This is a genomic window from Paracoccus aurantiacus (assembly GCF_007993065.1).
GTDB lineage: Bacteria > Pseudomonadota > Alphaproteobacteria > Rhodobacterales > Rhodobacteraceae > Paracoccus > Paracoccus aurantiacus.
On the sequence record NZ_VOPL01000009.1, the window covers coordinates 73,012 to 91,873 of the forward strand.

The following is an 18,862-nucleotide window of genomic DNA, read 5'->3' on the forward strand; positions in this document are numbered from 1 at the left end:
CGTCGCCGATCTAGCGGGCGAGACCGCGACTGGTTTACTCCGACTCGCCCGCCGAAGCACAAGAGCCTAAGCAGGAACCGGTGCGCTTAGCTGGTACCAGATCGGGCCGATCCGCTTGCGGATCGTGCTTTCGTCCGGAGCATCGCTATCCGCGCTGGTCTGAACGAACCATTCCTTCATTTCGACAACGAGTTCCGTCAGCGTCGCCGGCAACCCTCGCCATAGCCGCGCGGGTCCATCTCGGGAATGCCAACCATGCCGGTCGTGATGGTCGAGGTAACAAAGCTGCCGGTCATCGCCGACAACGTCGCGGCGAAATCCGATCTGCCTAGCCACAGCCGCCCGGCATCCGTTGCAATTCGCCAACATCACTATCGATCGTCAGTAGGCGCCACGAAGTCCCCCTTCCACCGTTTCCGATCTAATGGATACAAGCTGCGCTCTCGATCGGCCCGACCCTCCGGCAATCCCTCATCAAGTTGACGGAATAGTCGAGGCAGAAGCCCCGCTGCATGGTGCCGATCCCTGTTCGGGGCCACCGAAATATATAGGAGAATATTGTCCAAACTCAGATATATATCGCGGCGCGCTTCCCGGAGTCTCTGGTCGATGCCGTCAGCAGTGCTGAATTTCCATCTGCTGCCGCCAGCGCAAGTCCCAGACCATGCGTAGCCGCACCCAAATCACCAAATATAAGCGGCAGATGCAGGATCACGAGATCTTCAGCCAAGGCATATTGCAGTCGTAACTGGCAATAGGACAGTTCAGCCGCGCGATAGCGCCCATTGTTCCAGTCGGTCAGCCAGAGCGGAATTTCCGCCCGTTCACCAATTGAGCGCCGACTCGCCGTAGTAAGGGCAGCGAAATCGGTGCCGCCAAGGTCCATCTCACGCACCTGTTCGGTTTCGATGGCGACACCAGAAATCGTAGCGAGGGACGGCTTCGATGATCCGGCGACAAAAAGCAGCGCCGCGGCTGCCTCGCCGGGGATGATGCCATAGCGATCTCTTCTGCTGAACAGGCGTCGCGCCGATAAGAGCGCGCCAAGGCGACGACGGCAACGATAACTGTCCGTCGCCAGCACCAGCAGTGCATCGCCAGGCCGCAGCAGCGGCAGGCAGTCCTGCAGCGAAAGGGCAACGCCCGCGCTTCCGGCGTTGAACTGATGCAGCCTCGCCTCGCGACGTCCCAACCGCGCAAGAGCCAACTGAAGCAGCTTCTTGGTCAGCCGTGTCAGCAACGAGGCAGTCAGGCCTTCGGCCTCGTCAATCTCTGGCAGGGCGATGGCGATGTGCAATGATGCTTCTCCGTGCAGCGCTGTCAGCGGCTTCATATCTGCCAGTGCGGTCGTCGCGAGGGTCTCCATGCGTGTAAGGGCCGATTCAAAGCCAAGATTGCCATCAAAGGCCGCCAGTTGCGGCTTGAAATCGCTGCCGGTGAAATTGCGCTGACGGGAAAGCGCGTTGGTGCGTGCGGCGACCTTCTCCACATGGTTCTGCAGCCCGCTTCCGAAGCAGGAGGCAAGACCGACCGCTGCAAGATCAAGGTTCATGCGCTAGGCCTCTTCCTTCCCCAGCAAATGCGGCGGATAGCCGTTCGATATGGTCATGACTAACTCTGCCAGCCAGACTGGGCAATCATACCAACCGTCGACCACCAGCATGCCGTCGTGCCCAAGAAAAATCTCGGGCTCTGCCTCATCGGACCACTCACCCAGCCGGCAGAGCGCGTCCGGCGGAAATGCGCTGAAAGAGTTGTAGGCCTGATCTGCCAAGATGTTTCGGTCGGCAAGGAACAGGATGCGCGGGCGGCGTACCGGGTCGCGGCTTAGGTTCCAGGACGACTGGTAGAGCTTCCACGCAATCTGGAACGCAATGGAGGTTTTGCCGGTGCCGGTGGCAAGCGTCAAAAGAACGCGATCGCGGCCGCGTGAAATGGCCTCCAGCACCGCAGTGATCGCATTATGCTGGTAGTAGCGAGGCTCCCACTTGCCGCCTTCGGTCTCGAAAGGAACGGCGCCAAAGCGGTCGCGCCAGACGTTGCCTTCGGGAAAGCAGCGGTCCCACAGTTCCTGCGGCGAAGGGAAGGGCAGCGTGTGCGCACCCTCGGCGCCCGTGGCCATGTCGATGCCGTACCAGCCTAGGCCGTTTGTGGAATAAGCGAAGCGTGCCTTGAGGCGGGTGGCATAGTCCTTGGCCTGACCAACACCATCGGTTGCGCCAAGCCCTGCCCGCTTGGCCTCGATCACGGCCAGCTTGCGATCACGGTAGCTGAGCACGTAGTCAGCCGACAGCGGGTTGACACGCCCGCCGCCGGTGATGCGGCCGGGGCAGATCATCTCGCGACGGATCCTCGAGCCCTCGACGACGCCCCATCCGGCCTCGCGCAGGACGGGGTCGATGCGATTGGCGCGGGTGTCGGCTTCGGTTTCTGTCATGCGGTCAGTTGGCCCGAGAAGGCTTTTTGCAGGAGGGATTGGCGAAGGTCCGCGAGTTCGTCGAGCTTGGTTTTGTACTCTAATATCAACGTCTCGACCCGCTCGCGTAAAGCGCCGAGCTTCTCTGAGGCTGCATCTTGTTCCTTCAGGGCAGGCACTGGAACCAGCACAGGTGACAAGGACTGCCGGGTAATCTGAGGCTGTGCCGCGCCGGTGATTACCTCATCCCAGTCAACCGCGTCACGAAAGAAGTGCTCGAGGAAATCGGACGTGATCTTCGTGTCTTTGGGACGGACAACCATCGCATTGCCGGTGATCCACGAGAACGGCTCCGAAATGTTGATCTGACCGCAAGTCGCGCCGCGGCACGTCACAAGGAGCTGTGGCTCTGCGTGATTGTAGGCGTGGTAACGTCCTATCTTACCATTAGCGCCGAAGACGACGTATTCCCCGTCTGGTGACATTTCTTTCGCTGAAATAGTCTTTGGCTGATAGATCTCACAAAGCGAACCAAGCGGGCGCCACTCTGCCTCCAATGCATCGAAGGTCTCCCGGCTAGCGGAAAGGATGAGGTCATCCAAGTCGAGCAGATTAGCCTCGGCATGGGCGCGGGCGCGGTCGAGAGCGGCGAAGGCCTGATCGAGCACCGCGACGATCCGCTTCTGCTCCTCCAGCGGCGGGAGGGGGATCGGGATTTCGCGGAGCCTCCCTTGGTTTAGCTTCGGCACCGTCATGCCCGAGATGAAATCGGAAAGATCAGTCGCATTGAGGTAGTAGATCAACCAGTCATCAACAACTTGGTTTCGGTGTGGCCGCAAAACATGAGCGTGATTGTTCACCCACGTTTTCCCGTCGATCGCGAAAGCTGAGCTGTCGCCTGCACCCCATTTAGCGCCGTCCTCGCCAATCAACACGAGAGGCTCGTCAAAAAGGTAGTCCTCTACCCAGTCAAGCACTCCCGTGGCTCCGAAATATGGGTACGGACCGGAAACTCGGTCGCGCTTCGTGATTGGCTTCCGTCTGCTGTCGAGAACATCAACGATTTCGCCGAGTGGTGAAACTGGCCATTTAGAGGTTTCGGTCAGAACTTCGACATTTCTTGCGGCGTCCTTCACAGCATCCCCCGAATGTCTTCGAGAATTTCGGCCGTTTCGGCGTCGCGCGCCAGCATGGCGTCGATGATCTCCTCCGGGCTGCGCAGCGGCGCCTCCTCGGGTGCATTGGGGTTCTTGACCGACAGGTCCCATGTGGACATATCAAGATTGGCGACATCCACCGACCAGCTCCTAGCGCTGTTCGTCCGCTCGGGCTGCAGCGCGACGAAGTCTGCCAGGTCAACATCGTTCAGCGGGTTGGTCTTGCCGAGGGAGCGGCCCGGATCAAGCTGGTAGTACCAGACAGAGCGCGTCTTCGCCCCTTTCTCGAAGAACAACACCACCGTCTTGACGCCCGCGCCCTGGAACGTACCGCCGGGGCAGTCGAGCACAGTGTGGAGGTCGCAGCTCTCCAACAACTCCTTGCGAAGCGCCACGCTGGCCCCATCGGTGTTGCTCAGGAAGGTGTTCTTGATGACCACCGCGCCGCGACCGCCTGCCTTCAGCTTGCGAATGAAGTGCTGAAGGAACAGATAGGCGGTTTCGCCTGATTTGATCGGGAAGTTCTGCTGCACCTCCTTACGCTCGCCGCCGCCGAAAGGCGGATTGGCAAGGACGATGTCGTGACGATCCCGCTGCTGGATATCCATCACGTTCTCGGTCAGCGTGTTGGTATGCCGAATGTTCGGCGCCTCGATCCCGTGCAGGATCATGTTCATAACGCCAAGCACGTAGGCCAGTGACTTCTTTTCTTGACCATAGAATGTTCGACGCTGCAGCGTGTCATAGTCGGCGCCTGACAGATTGTCGTGCGACAGGTACTCCCACGCCTCGCACAAGAAGCCTGCGGACCCGGCCGCACCGTCGTAGATCGTCTCGCCTACCTTCGGATCGACGACCTTGATCATGGCGCGGATAAGCGGGCGGGGCGTGTAGTATTCGCCACCGTTGCGCCCGGCGTTGCCCATCCGCTTGATGCGGCTTTCATACAGGTCCGAAAGTTCGTGCTTGGCGCTCTGGGTGTTGAAGCGCAGGCTGTCCACGACTTCCAGCACGTCGCGCAGCGCATAGCCCGAGCGGAATTTGTTGATGATCTCCGAGAAGATCTCACCGATCTTGTACTCGATGCTGTCGGGGCTAGTCGCCGTCTGACGGAACTTGGTCAGGTAGGGGAACAGGTCACGGTTGACGAAGTCGATCAGATCGCTGCCGGTCACGGCGTTGTCGTCCAACCGGCCATTGATCTTGGGTGCCGCCCAGACATCCCAGCGGAAACGCTCGTCGAGGATCGGGCGATAGTCGCGGCCTTCGAGTTCGGCGGCATCCTGACGCTCGGCCTCTAGATCGTTAAGATACTTTAGGAAAAGGAGCCAAGACGTCTGCTCAGCATAATCGAGCTCGGACGCCAGCCCCTCGTCATTCCGCATGAATCGGTCGATGTTGTTAAATGCGTTCTCAAACATGCGGGATCTCCATCTGTTACTCAGCATTACGAAACGCGGAATGATCCGACAACCCTCGGCGGATGCATGCGGCAAACAGCCTGAATGGGCACTACAGATACTGCGGGTGTCGTATCGACATCCGCTTGGGTCCTCCCGGGGGCAGGTTCATTCGACCGGAGCATCCACCAGCGCCAGAGCCCCATCCGGCAGTGGCCGCTGCAGCTTCCCTGCGATCTCGATCGGTGCCGATAGCCAAGTCTCCCATTCGTCGGGCGCGGTCAGAATGACTGGCATCGCCTTCGGGTGAACCGTCCCTACCTCGGCATTCGGCGCACAGGTCAGGAAGGCATAGAGATCATCGGTCGTCTCGCCGTCCTTCACCTTACGGACCGATTTCCAGCCGCGGACTTCGATGCCGGCGAAGAACATAGGCCTGTCCGCTTCCTGCGGCGCGAACTACTGATTGCCGCCCTTGATCGGTTCGGCAAAGGCCGTCACCGGCACGAGGCAGCGATGCGCTGGACCCAGCCAGCGGCGCCAGTGCGGCGAGGCGAGGTTGCGGATGTTGGTAACGCCCGGATCCCGCGCCGTCTTCAGCACCGACGGCGGTGACGGCAGGCCCCAGCAGGCTTTCACCAACTCCAGCGCCTCACCGTCATGCCGGATGATCGGTGCCGGCTGGTCCGGATAGATCCTGCCCGGCGCGACGTTGCCGGCACGGTCGGTCATCTCCAGCCCCTTGAACAGCTGGCGCATCGCCTCCTGCGTCGTGGTCTGGTTGTACAGGTTGCAGATTGTTTCGTCCTCCTCGGATCGCCCGAAGGGCAGATGGGGCGAAGTGTAGCTGGACAGGCAGGTGCCGTCAGCCAGCTGCAGATCGGGAAACGCGGAGAGGCAGGCCCCGGCCGCTTCCGGCTCGCGGAAGTACAGAGCCACCCGGTCGCCGATACCGCCCCGACCTCCGCCGTGCCACGCATAGTTGCCGCGGCCTATACGGGTATCGAGCCAATGATACACCGCGTCCGACACCCTGCCGAAGCCCAGCGGCGGGACGCAGATCATCACCCGGACCGGAAAGGCCGCGTCGTCGATCTTCGCCTGGGGTGTGCTGCGCCGGGTTATAGACAAGAACAAATACGGAACTCTATGCGCGAATCAAGGTGATTTGAGGTCGCGACACGTCCGGTCCGTGACATAGCTACGTGACAAGGAACAGACACCGGAATTACTCAATGCCTCCCCGTTCCGATCCATTCCGGCCCGTTCCTGTATTCCGGTGCCCGAATCATCTCGTTGATAAGCCCGCGACTTTACGCATGTGTCGAAGGGACAAACGGGAGATCACGCCTTGCGCAACCGAGAGAAACTCACCGAAAAGCTGGTCCGCGCGGCCGAGACGAGACCCAAGGCCTGGCAGGTCTTCGACACCGACGTGCTGGGCCTGTCGATCTGCATCTATACCTCGGGCAGCCGATCCTTCATGTTCGACTATCGCACCGCCGGTCGGCAGCGCCGCTTCACCATCGGGCGCTGGCCGGAATGGTCTGTCACCGCCGCCCGCGACCGCGCCAAGGTGCTGCGGCGCGAGGTCGACAGCGGCATCGACCCGATGGCCGAGCGCGAAGATGCCCGCGAAGCGCCGCGTTTCCCCGATCTGGTCGAACGCTACCTGCGCGAGCATGCCGCTCATCTGGCTCCCCGCAACGCCGCGGATCAGGAATCCATGCTGCGCAAACTGATCGAGCCGCACTGGAAGCACCGGCTGGTCACCGAGATCGAGGCGGCGGATGTCGAGCGGGTCCTCAACCTGATCGCGCAGGGCCGCTCCCGCCCGGCCAAGAAGACGCCGAAGACCAAGCGCCGCGAGCCGTTGAAGCCGCCTAAGCCCACCCCGATCCGGGCGAACCGCGCCGGCGAGATGCTGCGCAAGGTCTTCAACCTCGCCATCGCGTGGAAGATGCGGTCCGACAATCCCGCACTGGGCTTCCGCCGCCGCATGGAGGTCGAGCGCGAACGGTTCCTGTCCATGGACGAGATCGCTCGCCTCGGCGATGCCCTGACGGCAGCCGAGGACCAGCGCGCCGCGGCCGTGGTGCGGATGTGCATGCTGACTGGCGCCCGGCTGGGCGAGGTCCGCACCTGCCGCTTCGAGCATTTCGATCTGGAACGCGCCATCTGGACCAAGCCCGCCGCCAACACCAAGCAGCGCCGCGTGCACCGCGTGCCGGTGTCGCTGGACACCGTGGCGCTGGTCCGCACGCGCATCGACGCGGTCCCACCCGGCTGCGACTGGCTGTTCCCCGGTGATGTCGAGGACAAGGACCAGCCGGTGCAGGAAATCCGTCGCTTCTGGATCGACATCCAGCAGCAGGCCGAAATTCCCGGTGTCCGCATCCACGACCTGCGCCACACATTCGCCTCGCTGCTGGTCAGCGGCGGCGCCTCGTTGGAGATGATCGGCAAGCTGCTGGGCCATTCGCAGTCCCGCACCACGCAGCGCTACGCCCACCTGATGGATTCGCCCCTGCGTGCCGGTGTCGACGCCGTGGCCGACATGATTCGCATCCGGCCGCGGCTGGTGCATTCGGCGCCAACAGCGGCCGCGAACGGGACGGACGCAGCTAAGCCGCGTCGCGTATCCGCTGCCAGATTGGGTTGAGCCGCTTGCGGATGGTGCTTTCATCCGGCGCCTCGCCCTTCGGGCTGTGTCCAATGAACCAGTCCTGTATGACGCCGATCAGCTCCGCCTGATTGGCCGGCAGGCCGTAGTCGCGGGCGTGGATCAGCATCGCCGCCATGCAGCCATCCCAGTCATATCTGCCTGAACCGACGCTGCTGTTTCCACGTGCCGACCCGACATATCGTCCTTCGAACGCGACAACGTCATCAGCCGCGATGAGAAGATCGAGCTGACCGATCATCACGCCCTTATCGCCTTCCACCGCAACCGTCCATTCCGGCTCGCCAGGATAGCGCATCCTCATGATGCGGACCTTGCCGGATGACCGATCAAAGCGGCGCAGCAACAGATGAATGTCGCTCGGTGCGACCTCGACCGCATCACTGAATACCCGCCCTCCGATAGTACAGGGAGGGATCAGCACAAGAATATGCAGGTGTCCCGCCACCGCCCAGTCAATGATGTCCGCCACGTCGCACTCCCAACGGGTGGCGATTTCGAAGGGCGAATAAAAGGGCCGGGGTGGCAAAGGCATGATGCAATCTCCTCATTTTCGTCATGAGGGAGAACAACCCATGTGCGTGAAACGGTCTGAAAATACTCACCTTGGGGCTGAAACCTTTGGACGCCACCGTTACACACAACGCTCGGCCAACAGTGTAGCCCCGCGTCAGGTCATCAGGACATCTATCAGTCGCTTGAAGCCTGCGTTGTCGTCAGCACCTTTCCAGCGGTTGATGAAACGGCAGACCACCTGCAGATTGCCTTGTTCATAGTGCGCAGCGCTGTCGATGCGATCCAGCGAAGCCAGCATCTCCGGATCCTCGTCTGGCTCGTCGAAATTCAATTTCAGCCCCGTCAGGGCACATTGCCCTTCTTGCAATTCGATCAGTTCTCGAATGTGAGCTTCAAGCGCAGTCGGGCTGCTGAACATGCAGTCCTTATTCTTAACGGTCTTTTCGATTTTCTGGCCGTTCGCATAAGCCGTCGTGTGAAACGCGGTGTTGGCCATACGCCAAATGCACTTGTCCAATCCTCCATAGATGCGGGCGCCCGTGTTCTGGTTCTTTGAAGCTTGAACTTTGGCTTTCCACACGGGGAGCGTATGCCACCGTTCGCGCGGTTCGCCGCGGATCAGCGCCATCGCGTAAGCCGCATTTTCGGATGTCAGTTTTTGTAGCGTTGCTTCCGTTGCCAAGAAATCCTTGGCTTTCGGGTGCAAGGCATCCCAGAGCAGCGGCGCGCCCTTCTCATCAAGGTTTTTCCACGGCTCACATGGCTTGTGGCATACGACCACATGCCGGCGCGGATGAACCGGCTCAACCTTCTCATAGTATGTCGCCGGATCGTCAATGGTTCGCGTCCAAAACAATCTAGGACCTTCCTTGTGGATCCAGATGTCTCCCACCGACTGGGTAATAATGGTCATGAGGTTATACCAGCGAGCGGCCACTGCGCGCGTCGGTTGCTTTCCCGCGACCGTCAGCCCAGCCATACGCGTCTGGATGTAGCCCTCACGGTCTCCAGCCTTCCAAAGATCGAACGCCTCAATTTCATTAACCGTCGCGATGGTCCCGCGTTTTAGGCACTCCGGCCACTCATAGTTCTGGACGCCGAAGTTCGCGATATAGACCGACATGCTGATACCCCATGGAAGGTTACCCCTAGCGTGATGCCAGCGAAACGGTGGGGCATCAATGGCGCAATAGAGCGTTAGAAAACGCTGGCAGGAATTGCCCTCGCCGTTTTCATTCCGGTCGGTTCCGGTCCATTCCGCGCATTCCGGTGCCCCCGCATGCACTCGCTGATCCCGTCTTTACCACGGGAACAGGATCATGACGGAACAGACGACAGGCACGCCGGAAGGGCTGCTGGATGATTGGATGCCGCGGCAGGAGCTGGCGGGCATCATCGGTGTCAGCAGCGACACGCTCAAGCGCTGGGAGACCCGGCGGATCGGGCCGCCCTGCATCCGCATCGGCCGCAAGGTGCTCTACCGCCGCGGCGCGGTAAAGGACTGGCTGCTGGAACAGGAGAGCCGCAAAGCCGGACCGCGTGCGAGGTCCGCGCGATGAGGGCGGTTATCGTGATCGTCATCTCCGCCCTCACCGCGTTTGTCCTGCTCGCCACCCTGCCCCGCGCGGGCTTCGATTGGACAGCCGTCCTGCGCTTCGTCGCGCCCACGGCCTTCGAGACCCGGCCGATCGAGGTCCTCATCGAAGGCGGGCAGCCTGAATGAGCCATCAAGCAACGAACTGGGCCTTCCAGCAGCGCGGGCTGGAGGCGGCGACTTGGCGCGTGCTGGTCATGCTCGCCGATCGGCACAACCCCGACTTCGGCTGCTTTCCCAGCCAGAACCAGATCGCCAGCGACGCCGAGATGTCGCGATCGAGCCTGAACGTCCACCTCGAGAAGCTGGAACGCGCCGGTCTGATCCGCCGTGAACGCCGCATCGACCCAGACACCCGCAAGCAGAGATCGACCCGTTACGTCCTCGCCTTCGAGGCCGAATTCGACTGCAAGCCGTGTCCGGATGCTGGACACGGGAATGAGGCTGATGACCCTATGAAATCGAGCGCCAAATCACCCGGAGCCGTGTCCAGATCCCGTGTCCAGAATCTGGACACTAACCCTGTAAGTATAGAACCTGTAATTACTACCGCGCGCGAGCTGGACACGGCTGCCGATCTTCCCGATCCACAGACCCGCTGTTTGGATGCCGGGGGACCGGGCCTGTGTCCGGCGTCGCGCGCCGCCATCACCGCCACCGCGGACGTCATCGACGGCTGGCTGAGAGACGGGTTGGACCTCGAGGCCGACGTTCTGCCCACGATTACACGTCGCAGGGTGCAGATCCGGATCAGCCCGATCCGGACATGGGCGTACTTCACCGAGGCCGTGCACGCGGCGAAGCAGGCTAGATTGCGCAGAGAAGCCGATCCCCGCATCACCGCCCAGCATCGGTTCTATGCCGACTGGATCAACTCGGATCGGTACCTGCCACCCAATGCCGTGACCAACACCATGGCCTGGGCGCTGCTGGGCTTCGAACTGGTAACCGCCGATCGGCTGGCCGCCCGCGGTGTGCCGGTGCCCGCAGACACGGGAGGGGCGCCATGACCCGGGCCATGACACCCCGCGAGATCGAGGACCGCCTCGAGGAGGCCGCGCTGACCCTGAAGCGCCTGCCGAACCCGCCCACCTCCGGCGCCCGCGGCTATGGCCGCTCCTGGCCGGAGTATGTCCATGAGGCGAAGCACGCCTACGGCTACGAGCCGGCCCGCATGCGGGTGATCCCGAACGCCCGCGAGATCCAGCGCATGGAAGAGGTGCTAGACTGGCTGGCGCTGATCGGCGGCGACAGCGACCAGCAGGCGGCCGACAACCGGCGCATCGTCTGGATGCGGGCCGAGGGGCACCGTTGGCAGACCATCTGCCGCCATGTCGGCTGCGTCCGATCCACCGCGTGGCGGCGCTGGACCGCGAGCCTCCTGACCATTTCCAAGACATTGAAAAAAAGCAACAATCCAGTATCAGGTGACGACGGCACAAAAACCACTCCTGCAGAACCGGGCGCGAAGCCGCGCGGCGGGGGCACAAGCGGGACGCGTGAGGGCGCGAAAAGGTCGAACTTAGGGCGCGACATTATCGGCCGTTCCGGTGCAGTTTATCCCTACGATGGCCAGAGGTGATCGAGGCCTTAAGCGGGCCGAAATCGCCGGGCGGTCAACGGAAATCGGAGCAATATTCTTGCTTTCGACAGGATATGAGGGTCGATCCGGTCCCTCCCCCTCGGCCTCGGTTCCTCCGCGGGATCGATCCTATGCGGGGGGCAGAGGCGCGCTAAGCCTCTAGCGTCAGGAGAAAATTCTGGGTTCGCGCCCCGGGTTCGCACCTTTGGGTTCGCAGGTTCGCGGACCGCCAGATAACACCTCGCCGGGCGTCCCACCGCCCGGCGTTTTCATGACCGCGGCGGCGGGATCGGAGGAGACGGGTTTGCAGATCGAGATGATGCCCGCGACGCGGCTGGTGCCCTACGCCCGCAATGCTCGTACCCATTCCGATGACCAGATCGCCCAGATCGCCGCCTCCATCGCCGAGTTCGGCTTCACCAACCCGATCCTGCTCGGCGGCGATGATGTCATCATTGCCGGTCATGGTCGCCTCATGGCTGCGCAGAAACTGGGATTGACCGAGGTCCCGGTGATCGTCCTCGATCATCTGACCGAGGCGCAGCGCCGGGCGCTGGTCATCGCCGACAACAGGATCGCTGAGAATGCCGGCTGGGACGAGGAACTGCTGCGCCTGGAACTGGAGGGCCTGCGCGACATCGACTTCGATCTGGACATCATCGGCTTTTCCGAAGCCGAGCTGGACGAACTGCTGGGTGATCTCGAAGGCAACGAAGATGGCGCCGTCGATGGTGAGGACGAGATCCCGGAACCGCCGGTCGATCCGATCTCGCGTCCCGGCGATGTCTGGATCATGGGCAGCCACCGCCTGCTCTGCGGCGATGCGACCATCGCTACCGATGTCGAAAAGCTGCTGGCGGGCGTAAAGCCGATGCTGATGGTCACCGATCCACCCTATGGCGTGGAATACGATCCAGCGTGGCGTAACCAGTCCGGCGCCTCGGCCACCAAGCGCACCGGCAAGGTGCTGAACGACGACCGTGCCGACTGGCGCGAGGCCTGGTCGCTGTTTCCGGGCGACGTCGCCTATGTCTGGCATGGCGCGCTACACGCCACTACCGTCGCCGACAGCCTGATGGCCTGCGGCTTCAACGTCCGCTCGCAGATTATCTGGGCGAAGGACCGATTGGTGCTCAGCCGTGGTGATTACCATTGGCAGCACGAGCCGTGCTGGTACGCGGTGCGCAAGGGCGGCAAGGGCCACTGGGCCGGCGACCGCAAGCAGACGACGCTCTGGCACATCGCGAACAAGGATCAGGATACGGAAACCACCCATGGCACGCAGAAGCCAGTCGAATGCATGCGCCGCCCGATCCTGAACAATTCCAGCGCTGGTCAGGCGATCTACGAGCCGTTCATGGGCTCCGGCACCACCCTGATCGCCGCCGAAACCACCGGCCGGGTCTGCTACGGCATCGAACTGAACCCGGCCTATGTCGATGTGGCCGTGGCGCGCTGGCAGAACCTGACCGGGGGCGTGGCGGTGCTGGAGGGAAACGGGCGTAGGTTCAGTGAGGTTCAGAATATCAAGGCAGATAGCCGAGAAGCTGATCACGATGACTTGTTACGATGACCTGCTCTCAGCATAGTTGCTCTTCGACATTTGTGGAGTGGGCAATGGATCGGCAGATTTTATGGGATCAGATCAGGAGCATGGCTGGCTGGGTAGCCGATAACAGTCTGATCCTCGCTCAGGTTTTCGCCGCCCTCATTACTGCGTTTGCCACCATCGCACTTTGGCGCGTGACACGCGTTTTAGCTGTGGAGACGGCCACATTGGCTAAAATGACGGCGCAACCGTTTGTGGTATGCTGGCTCGAGTCAAGTGCAGCAGATCCGATCGCCCTCAATCTTACATTGCGAAATACCGGAAACGCTACGGCGTTTGATATCAAAATGGAAGTGACGCCTGGATTGCCAAAGAAGCCCGGCATAGATGGGTCACCGCCAGAAGACGGTACAAAGACTGAGTTTAAAACCTCGCTACTCCCGCCCGGGCAAATGCTAAGCATACTCGGCACGATGGGACCTCAGGTCCATGACACACAGTTTGACGCAGTTGTCAGCTGGTCGACATATCCCGGAGCCGCGGACCGGCAAACATTAAAGTATACGTTCCAAGCGAAAGATGGCTTTAGGGGCGGATTCCACTCGAAGGGTGTACATCAAATCGCACAAGAGCTGGAGAAGATCAGGAAGCAGCTGCCGAGCCGGTAAAGCCTTTCGCACCTGCTCAGTCGCCTTGGTTATTTCATCGGAGCTGCCCATTAGCGCCGCGATTATTCGACAGTGAGTATTGTGGGCCACATGCCGGTGCGCAGGATGATCGCGACTAGCCGAACCAGTGTCGAGGCGACCGTCATTTACGCACCGATATCTGGTCAATCAGTATGGAACCGGAAAGGTATCCAGCGCCTCCTGCAGCAGTTGGTCGAACTCTCCGCCCGTCATGTGTCCTCGCATTATGAAGTCCAGACGTGCAGCGTAGACAGGGTTATTCGCACCTTGGAGCCGGGTCTTTCCGGTGAAATAGGTGATGGTATCATTGTAGGTTTGCCGCCCGAAGTGGTGACAGCGGCTCAGCAGAGCCTCGCTCATGCCGTGCGCTTGCAAGTAAGTTGCTGCCTGAACGATGTCTTCCGGCGTAAACTTTTGCACCGGCAGCGCAGGCTTCTTTCGAACAGGCCCTGACCGCACCGTCACGGTGGCAGTTTCAGGAGGTTTAGAAGGATCGTCGTGTTGATTGATGATCGCCAAAGCCTGCCGGTATGCCGCTTCAGGATCGATCCCGGCCAGCCACTCATTCAGGCGGCCGGACAATCCGCGCATACGGTATTTTCCGAAATGCCGATGCAACTTGCTTTCGATAGCCGCCGGGCCGGAAGATAGGCCCAGGACGGCGAACTGGACACGTTCGGACCCGAACGTCCGACAATAGCTGAGGTACCTGCTCCGGAGGTTCTGCGCGATGCCATACTTGGAGTTTTCACTGTTCACCATGATGCACCTATCGCGACGCTTCAGGTCATTATGATTGACAGAGATCAGTTCGTCGCCGGATAGGCGCACGAAATAAAGGCCGGGTTCGGCAGGTATCAAGTTCATTTTCGCGGTCCGGGTTCATCAGCGCACCCGCATTTTATCGGAACCGCGGCCCAACGAGAAGGATTTCTGACCATGGGCGTCTCGCGCCGCAGATATGCGTCGATGCGCGGCGTGAGCGACATGGCGGTTCGCAAGGCGATCGCCAGCGGGCGGATCAGCGTAGAGGCGGACGGCACAATCGATCCGGCGAAGGCCGATGCGCAATGGGACAGCCAGACCGACCCGGCCAAGCAGCGCGGCGTGCATGCACAGACGCTGGGCGCGCGGACAGCTGCAAGCACAGCCCGCGCCGCGGCGACAAAGCCGGTGCCCAAGGCCGCGATCGACGCGGTGAATGCCACGCTGGGTGATACCAGTGCCGAGGTCGGTACCGGCTCCGGCGGTGAGGTCTCCTTCCTGCGCGCACGGATGGCCAACGAAGTGCTGAAGGCGCAGACGGCGCGGGTGCGACTGGAGAAGATGAAGGGCGAGCTGGTGGATCGGGCGCGGGCCACGAACTCGGTCTTCGATCTGGCGCGCCGCGAACGCGATGCCTGGCTGAACTGGCCGCCGCGGGTGGCGGCGAACATGGCCGCGGAACTGGGTGTGGAAGCGCATGCGCTGGAGCAGGTGCTGGACCGGTTCCTGCGCGCGCATCTGGTGGACATGGCCGAGGTCAAGATTGACCTTCGCTGAATTCGACGGCGCCGAGGACATCCGCCGGGCATGGCGCGACGGATTGGCGCCGGATCCCAGCCAGACGGTCAGTCAATGGTCGGACCGGCACCGGATCCTGTCCTCGCGCGCGGCCTCCGAAGCCGGGCCGTATCGCACCGATCGCACGCCCTATATGCGCGGGATCATGGATGCGCTGTCGCCCGCCGCTGGCGCTCGCCGCGTGGTGTTCATGAAAGCCGCGCAGGTGGGGGCAACCGAGGCCGGCAACAACTGGATCGGCTTCTGCATCCATCGCGCGCCGGGGCCGTTTCTGGCGGTGCAGCCCACGGTCGATCTGGCCAAGCGCCTGTCGCAGCAGCGGATCGACCCGCTGATCGAGGAAAGCCCGGATCTTCGGGCGCTGGTGATGCCGTCGCGCTCAAAAGACAGCGGCAATACCATCCTCGGCAAGCGCTTCCCGGGCGGGCAGCTTATCCTGACCGGGGCCAACAGCGCGGTGGGCCTGCGCTCCATGCCGGCGCGCTGGGTGTTTCTGGACGAGGTCGATGCCTATCCGGGCGATATCGACGGCGAGGGCGATCCGATCGCGCTGGCCGAAGCCCGGACCATCAGCTTCGGGCATCGCAGCAAGGTGTTTCTGGCCTCGACGCCCACGGTGAAGGGGCTGTCGCGGATTGAACGGGAATACGAGATCTCGGACCAGCAGCGCTATCACGTGCCCTGCCCGCATTGCGGGGCGCTGCAGTGGCTGAAGTTCGACCGCCTGCGCTGGCAGCCGGGGCTACCGGAAACGGCGGAATATCATTGCGAGCACTGCGACGAGCCCATCGCCGAGCGGCACAAAACCGAGATGATGGACGAAGCCAATGGTGCACGTTGGCTGCCGACGGCCGAACCGGAGGTGCGGCGCCGGGCACAGGCGGCGGGGATCGTCGGCTTTCACATCAGCGGTCTCTATTCCCCGCTGGGCTGGCTCTCCTGGGCGGAGATCGCCCGGAACTGGGAGGCGGCACAGGGCAATGATGCCGCCCTGAAGACGCTGAAGAACACCGTGCTGGGCGAGACATGGCAGGAACGCGGCGAGGCGCCGGACTGGCAGCGGCTCTATGAACGGCGCGAGGATCGGCATCTGGGACAGGTGCCCGAAGGCGCGCTGATGCTGACCGCCGGGGCGGATGTGCAGCGCGACCGCATCGAGATCGACGTCTGGGGCTGGGGGCGCAATCTGGAAAGCTGGCTCGTGGACCATGTCGTTCTCGAAGGCGACACGGCACGCGAGGAGGTCTGGGCCGATCTCAGCGACTTCCTCGGTGAGACCTGGGAACATGCCGGTGGGGCACGCATGGCGCTGGCCCGGCTTGCGATCGACACCGGCGACGGCGCCACGACCGATGCGGTCTACAACTGGTGCCGCAAGATGGGACACGGGCAGGTCATCGCGGTGAAGGGCGTCGGTGGCTTCGACCGCGCAACGCCGGTGGATGGGCCGACCTATGTCGATGTCACCGAGGCTGGACGTCGCATCCGCCGCGGCGTGCGGCTCTGGAAGGTGGCCGGGGCGGTGTTCAAGTCGGAGACGTATCGGTTTCTGCGGCTGGCGGCACCGACGGACGAGGAGATCACCGACGGCACGGGATATCCCGCCGGCTTCGTGCACATCCCGCGCGGCACCACGGCGGAATGGACCAAGCAGCTGACGGCCGAGCAGCTGATGACGGTGAAGACCCGGCAGGGCTTCCAACGCCTCGAATGGCAGCAGACGCGGGACCGCAACGAGGCGCTGGATTGCCGGGTCTATGCCCGCGCCGCGGCCTGGCTGATGGGCATGGACCGCTGGAATGAGGACCGCTGGGAGGCACTGGCCGCGCAGCTTCTGCCCGGACGCACGGAAACGACAACGCTGCCGGCCGGACAGCCGCGACGGCCAAGAGATACCCCGCCCTCCCCCCGACCCTCGGGCTGGATGGGCGATCGCAGGAAAGGAAACTGGTTCTGATGGCCTGGACAGAGTCTGAGCTCGACGCCCTGCGCCGGGCCTATGCCGCGGGCACCACCCGTGTGTCGTACGACGGCAAGTCGGTCGAGTACGGCTCCGCCGCCGATCTCCTCGGCCGCATTCGCCTGATCGAGGGCGAGATGGCTGGTGCCGCTGGCCGTCCACGCCCGGTCGCCGGGTTCGCAGGCTTCCGCCGGAGCTGATGATGCCAGACAGCTCAAACCAGATCGCCCCGCGGGTTCGCTGGGGGCTGATGGATGCTGCGCTCTCCGCACTCGCGCCCCGGACGGCGGCGAAGCGCTACGCTGCCCGAGTGGCGATCAGCAATCTGCGCCGGGACTATGATGCCGCCGGCCGGGGGCGCGGCACAGCGGGCTGGAAGACCGGCGCCACGGCCGCGGATGCCGAGATCGCCGCCGATGGCCCGCTGCTGCGGCATCGCATGCGTGATCTGGTGCGCAACAATCCGATGGCGGCGCAGGCGGTGCAGGTGCTCGTGAACAATATCGTCGGCACCGGCATCCGGCCGCGGGCTGCGACGGGCGATGCGAGCCTGAACAGACAGGTCGATGCGCTCTGGAAACGCTGGGCGGCGGGCTGCGATCAGCATGGACACACCGATTTCCATGGCATCCTGGGGCTGGCCGTGCGCGAGATGATCGAGGGTGGCGACGTCTTCGCCATCCGGCGGAACGTGCGCGCAGCGAATGTCCGTGACGTGCCGCTGCGCATCGAGTTGCGCGAGGCGGACCATCTCGATGCCGGCCGCTTCGACAGCCTGGCCGACGGCGCCCGCATCAGTCAGGGCATCGAATATGATCGGAATGGCCGCCGCACCGGATACTGGATGTTCGCCGATCACCCGGGCGATACCGCGCCGGTGTTCTCGCGCCGCCTCGAATCCGCACGCCTGCCTGCCGATCGGGTCGCGCATCTCTTCGAACGCCAGCGGGTGCAGTCCCGCGGCGTGCCCTGGGGCACCCCGGCCATGCGGGCGATCCGCGATGTCGATGACTGGCAGCAGGCCGAGCTCGTGCGCAAACGCACCGAGGCCTGCCTCGTCGGCATCGTCTTCGGCGCGGACGAGGATCAGCAGTCCATCGCCCCGGTGGTCGAGGATGCCGCCGGCAACCGCATCGAGCAGTTCGAACCGGGCCTCATCGCTTATGCTCGCGGCGGCAAGGACATCAAGTTCAACCAGCCCGCCAGCACCGCCGGGGTCTATGAATGGCACCGCGTGCAGCTGCACATCATCGCCGCGGGTTTCCGCGTGCCCTACGCGCTGATGACCGGCGATCTCAGTCAGACCAGCTTCTCCTCCAGCCGGGTCGGCCTCAACGAGTTCCGCCGCATGGTCGAGCAGCTGCAGTGGCAGACCATCATCCCGATGTTCTGCGCGCCGATCTGGCGCTGGTTCGTGGATGCCGCGGTGATGGCCGGCCTGCTGCCCGAGGGCACCGAGATCCCCGCCGAGTGGGGCCCGCCGAAGTTCGAGAGCGTCAATCCGCTGCAGGATGCGCAGGCCGATCTGCTGGAGGTCCGCGCCGGCTTCTCCACCCTGCCGCAGCAGATCGCCCGACGCGGATATGATCCCGACGAGGTCTTGGCCGAATGGGCGGGCTTCGCCACCAAATCCGACGCCGCCGGCCTCGTCTTCGACAGCGACCCGCGCAAGGTGACCAAGGGCGGCTTGGTGCAGACCGCCGATCCGGCGACCGCGACATCATCGCCGACCGGCGCAGAAGAACAGGACTGA

18 protein-coding genes and 2 pseudogenes are annotated in these 18,862 nt (G+C 62.8%); 11 read left to right on the forward strand and 9 right to left on the reverse strand.

The annotated features are described in order from the left end of the window. Positions 1-568 precede the first annotated feature (568 nt). The 6 genes and pseudogenes from FQV27_RS16710 to FQV27_RS19200 all read right to left on the reverse strand — a co-directional run bounded on the left by FQV27_RS16710 (position 569) and on the right by FQV27_RS19200 (position 6,110). The gene (locus FQV27_RS16710) at positions 569-1,552 is read right to left on the reverse strand and encodes a hypothetical protein (protein ID WP_147100780.1); all 984 of its coding nucleotides are present in this window, start codon (positions 1,550-1,552) and stop codon (positions 569-571) included. A 162-nt stretch (positions 1,553-1,714) separates the two neighbouring features. Continuing rightward, positions 1,715-2,437, reverse strand: a pseudogene (locus FQV27_RS16715) (DEAD/DEAH box helicase family protein); the annotation flags it as partial. Then, positions 2,434-3,552: a restriction endonuclease subunit S gene (locus FQV27_RS16720; protein WP_222611724.1), complete on the reverse strand. Its 1,119-nt coding sequence runs from the start codon at positions 3,550-3,552 to the stop codon at positions 2,434-2,436. The gene FQV27_RS16720 and the pseudogene FQV27_RS16715, both read right to left, overlap by 4 nt. Further along, positions 3,549-4,994, reverse strand: a complete 1,446-nt coding sequence (locus FQV27_RS16725) for a class I SAM-dependent DNA methyltransferase (protein ID WP_147100782.1) — start codon at positions 4,992-4,994, stop codon at positions 3,549-3,551. The genes FQV27_RS16720 and FQV27_RS16725 overlap by 4 nt, the downstream gene beginning before the upstream one ends. Positions 4,995-5,141: 147 nt before the next feature. Continuing rightward, positions 5,142-5,408 (reverse strand): annotated as a pseudogene (locus FQV27_RS19195) (SOS response-associated peptidase family protein); the annotation flags it as partial. Positions 5,409-5,432: 24 nt separating this feature from the next. After that, complete coding sequence (locus tag FQV27_RS19200; RefSeq protein WP_246133150.1) at positions 5,433-6,110, reverse strand: SOS response-associated peptidase family protein; 678 nt, start codon at positions 6,108-6,110, stop codon at positions 5,433-5,435. Positions 6,111-6,324: 214 nt separating this feature from the next. Between FQV27_RS19200 and FQV27_RS16735 the strand changes: the two genes are divergently transcribed. After that, positions 6,325-7,635, forward strand: coding sequence for a tyrosine-type recombinase/integrase (locus FQV27_RS16735; RefSeq protein WP_147100784.1), 1,311 nt, complete (start codon positions 6,325-6,327; stop codon positions 7,633-7,635). Here FQV27_RS16735 and FQV27_RS16740 read toward each other — a convergent pair. Beyond that, on the reverse strand, positions 7,598-8,191 hold the full coding sequence (locus FQV27_RS16740) for a hypothetical protein (RefSeq protein WP_147100786.1): 594 nt from the start codon (positions 8,189-8,191) through the stop codon (positions 7,598-7,600). The genes FQV27_RS16735 and FQV27_RS16740 overlap by 38 nt on opposite strands. Positions 8,192-8,326: 135 nt before the next feature. Then, positions 8,327-9,295 carry a hypothetical protein gene (locus FQV27_RS16745; protein ID WP_147100787.1) on the reverse strand — a complete coding sequence of 323 codons (969 nt, stop codon included), beginning with the start codon at positions 9,293-9,295 and terminating at the stop codon, positions 8,327-8,329. 196 nt (positions 9,296-9,491) lie between these two features. Between FQV27_RS16745 and FQV27_RS16750 the strand changes: the two genes are divergently transcribed. From FQV27_RS16750 to FQV27_RS16770, 6 genes are all read left to right on the forward strand, one after another. Next, on the forward strand, positions 9,492-9,731 hold the full coding sequence (locus tag FQV27_RS16750) for a helix-turn-helix transcriptional regulator (RefSeq protein ID WP_147100789.1): 240 nt from the start codon (positions 9,492-9,494) through the stop codon (positions 9,729-9,731). Between the two features lie 11 nt (positions 9,732-9,742). Then, positions 9,743-9,895, forward strand: a complete 153-nt coding sequence (locus tag FQV27_RS18915; protein ID WP_186827345.1) for a hypothetical protein — start codon at positions 9,743-9,745, stop codon at positions 9,893-9,895. Beyond that, a complete protein-coding gene (locus FQV27_RS16755) occupies positions 9,892-10,776 on the forward strand; it encodes a helix-turn-helix domain-containing protein (protein ID WP_147100791.1) in 885 nt (294 codons plus the stop codon). Before FQV27_RS18915 ends, FQV27_RS16755 begins: the two co-directional genes overlap by 4 nt. Further along, positions 10,773-11,348 (forward strand): DUF6362 family protein, encoded by a 576-nt coding sequence (locus tag FQV27_RS16760; RefSeq protein WP_147100793.1) that lies wholly within the window; start codon positions 10,773-10,775, stop codon positions 11,346-11,348. The genes FQV27_RS16755 and FQV27_RS16760 overlap by 4 nt, the downstream gene beginning before the upstream one ends. A gap of 271 nt (positions 11,349-11,619) precedes the next feature. Next, positions 11,620-12,921 carry a site-specific DNA-methyltransferase gene (locus FQV27_RS16765; RefSeq protein WP_147100795.1) on the forward strand — a complete coding sequence of 434 codons (1,302 nt, stop codon included), beginning with the start codon at positions 11,620-11,622 and terminating at the stop codon, positions 12,919-12,921. Between the two features lie 44 nt (positions 12,922-12,965). Continuing rightward, the gene (locus FQV27_RS16770) at positions 12,966-13,565 is read left to right on the forward strand and encodes a hypothetical protein (protein WP_147100797.1); all 600 of its coding nucleotides are present in this window, start codon (positions 12,966-12,968) and stop codon (positions 13,563-13,565) included. Positions 13,566-13,733: 168 nt separating this feature from the next. Here the strand turns inward: FQV27_RS16770 and FQV27_RS16775 are convergent, their stop codons facing one another. Then, on the reverse strand, positions 13,734-14,453 hold the full coding sequence (locus tag FQV27_RS16775; RefSeq protein WP_147100799.1) for a hypothetical protein: 720 nt from the start codon (positions 14,451-14,453) through the stop codon (positions 13,734-13,736). A gap of 72 nt (positions 14,454-14,525) precedes the next feature. Here FQV27_RS16775 and FQV27_RS16780 point away from each other — a divergent pair, with 72 nt between their 5' ends. Genes FQV27_RS16780 through FQV27_RS16795 form a run of 4 tightly spaced genes read left to right on the forward strand, consistent with a single transcriptional unit; the run spans position 14,526 to position 18,862 of the window. After that, positions 14,526-15,128, forward strand: coding sequence for an elements of external origin (locus FQV27_RS16780; protein WP_147100801.1), 603 nt, complete (start codon positions 14,526-14,528; stop codon positions 15,126-15,128). Next, positions 15,115-17,106: a phage terminase large subunit family protein gene (locus FQV27_RS16785; protein ID WP_246133151.1), complete on the forward strand. Its 1,992-nt coding sequence runs from the start codon at positions 15,115-15,117 to the stop codon at positions 17,104-17,106. The genes FQV27_RS16780 and FQV27_RS16785 overlap by 14 nt, the downstream gene beginning before the upstream one ends. Beyond that, positions 17,106-17,309: a phage head-tail joining protein gene (locus tag FQV27_RS16790; protein WP_147100805.1), complete on the forward strand. Its 204-nt coding sequence runs from the start codon at positions 17,106-17,108 to the stop codon at positions 17,307-17,309. Before FQV27_RS16785 ends, FQV27_RS16790 begins: the two co-directional genes overlap by 1 nt. Positions 17,310-17,311: 2 nt before the next feature. Then, positions 17,312-18,862 carry a phage portal protein gene (locus FQV27_RS16795; protein ID WP_147100807.1) on the forward strand — a complete coding sequence of 517 codons (1,551 nt, stop codon included), beginning with the start codon at positions 17,312-17,314 and terminating at the stop codon, positions 18,860-18,862.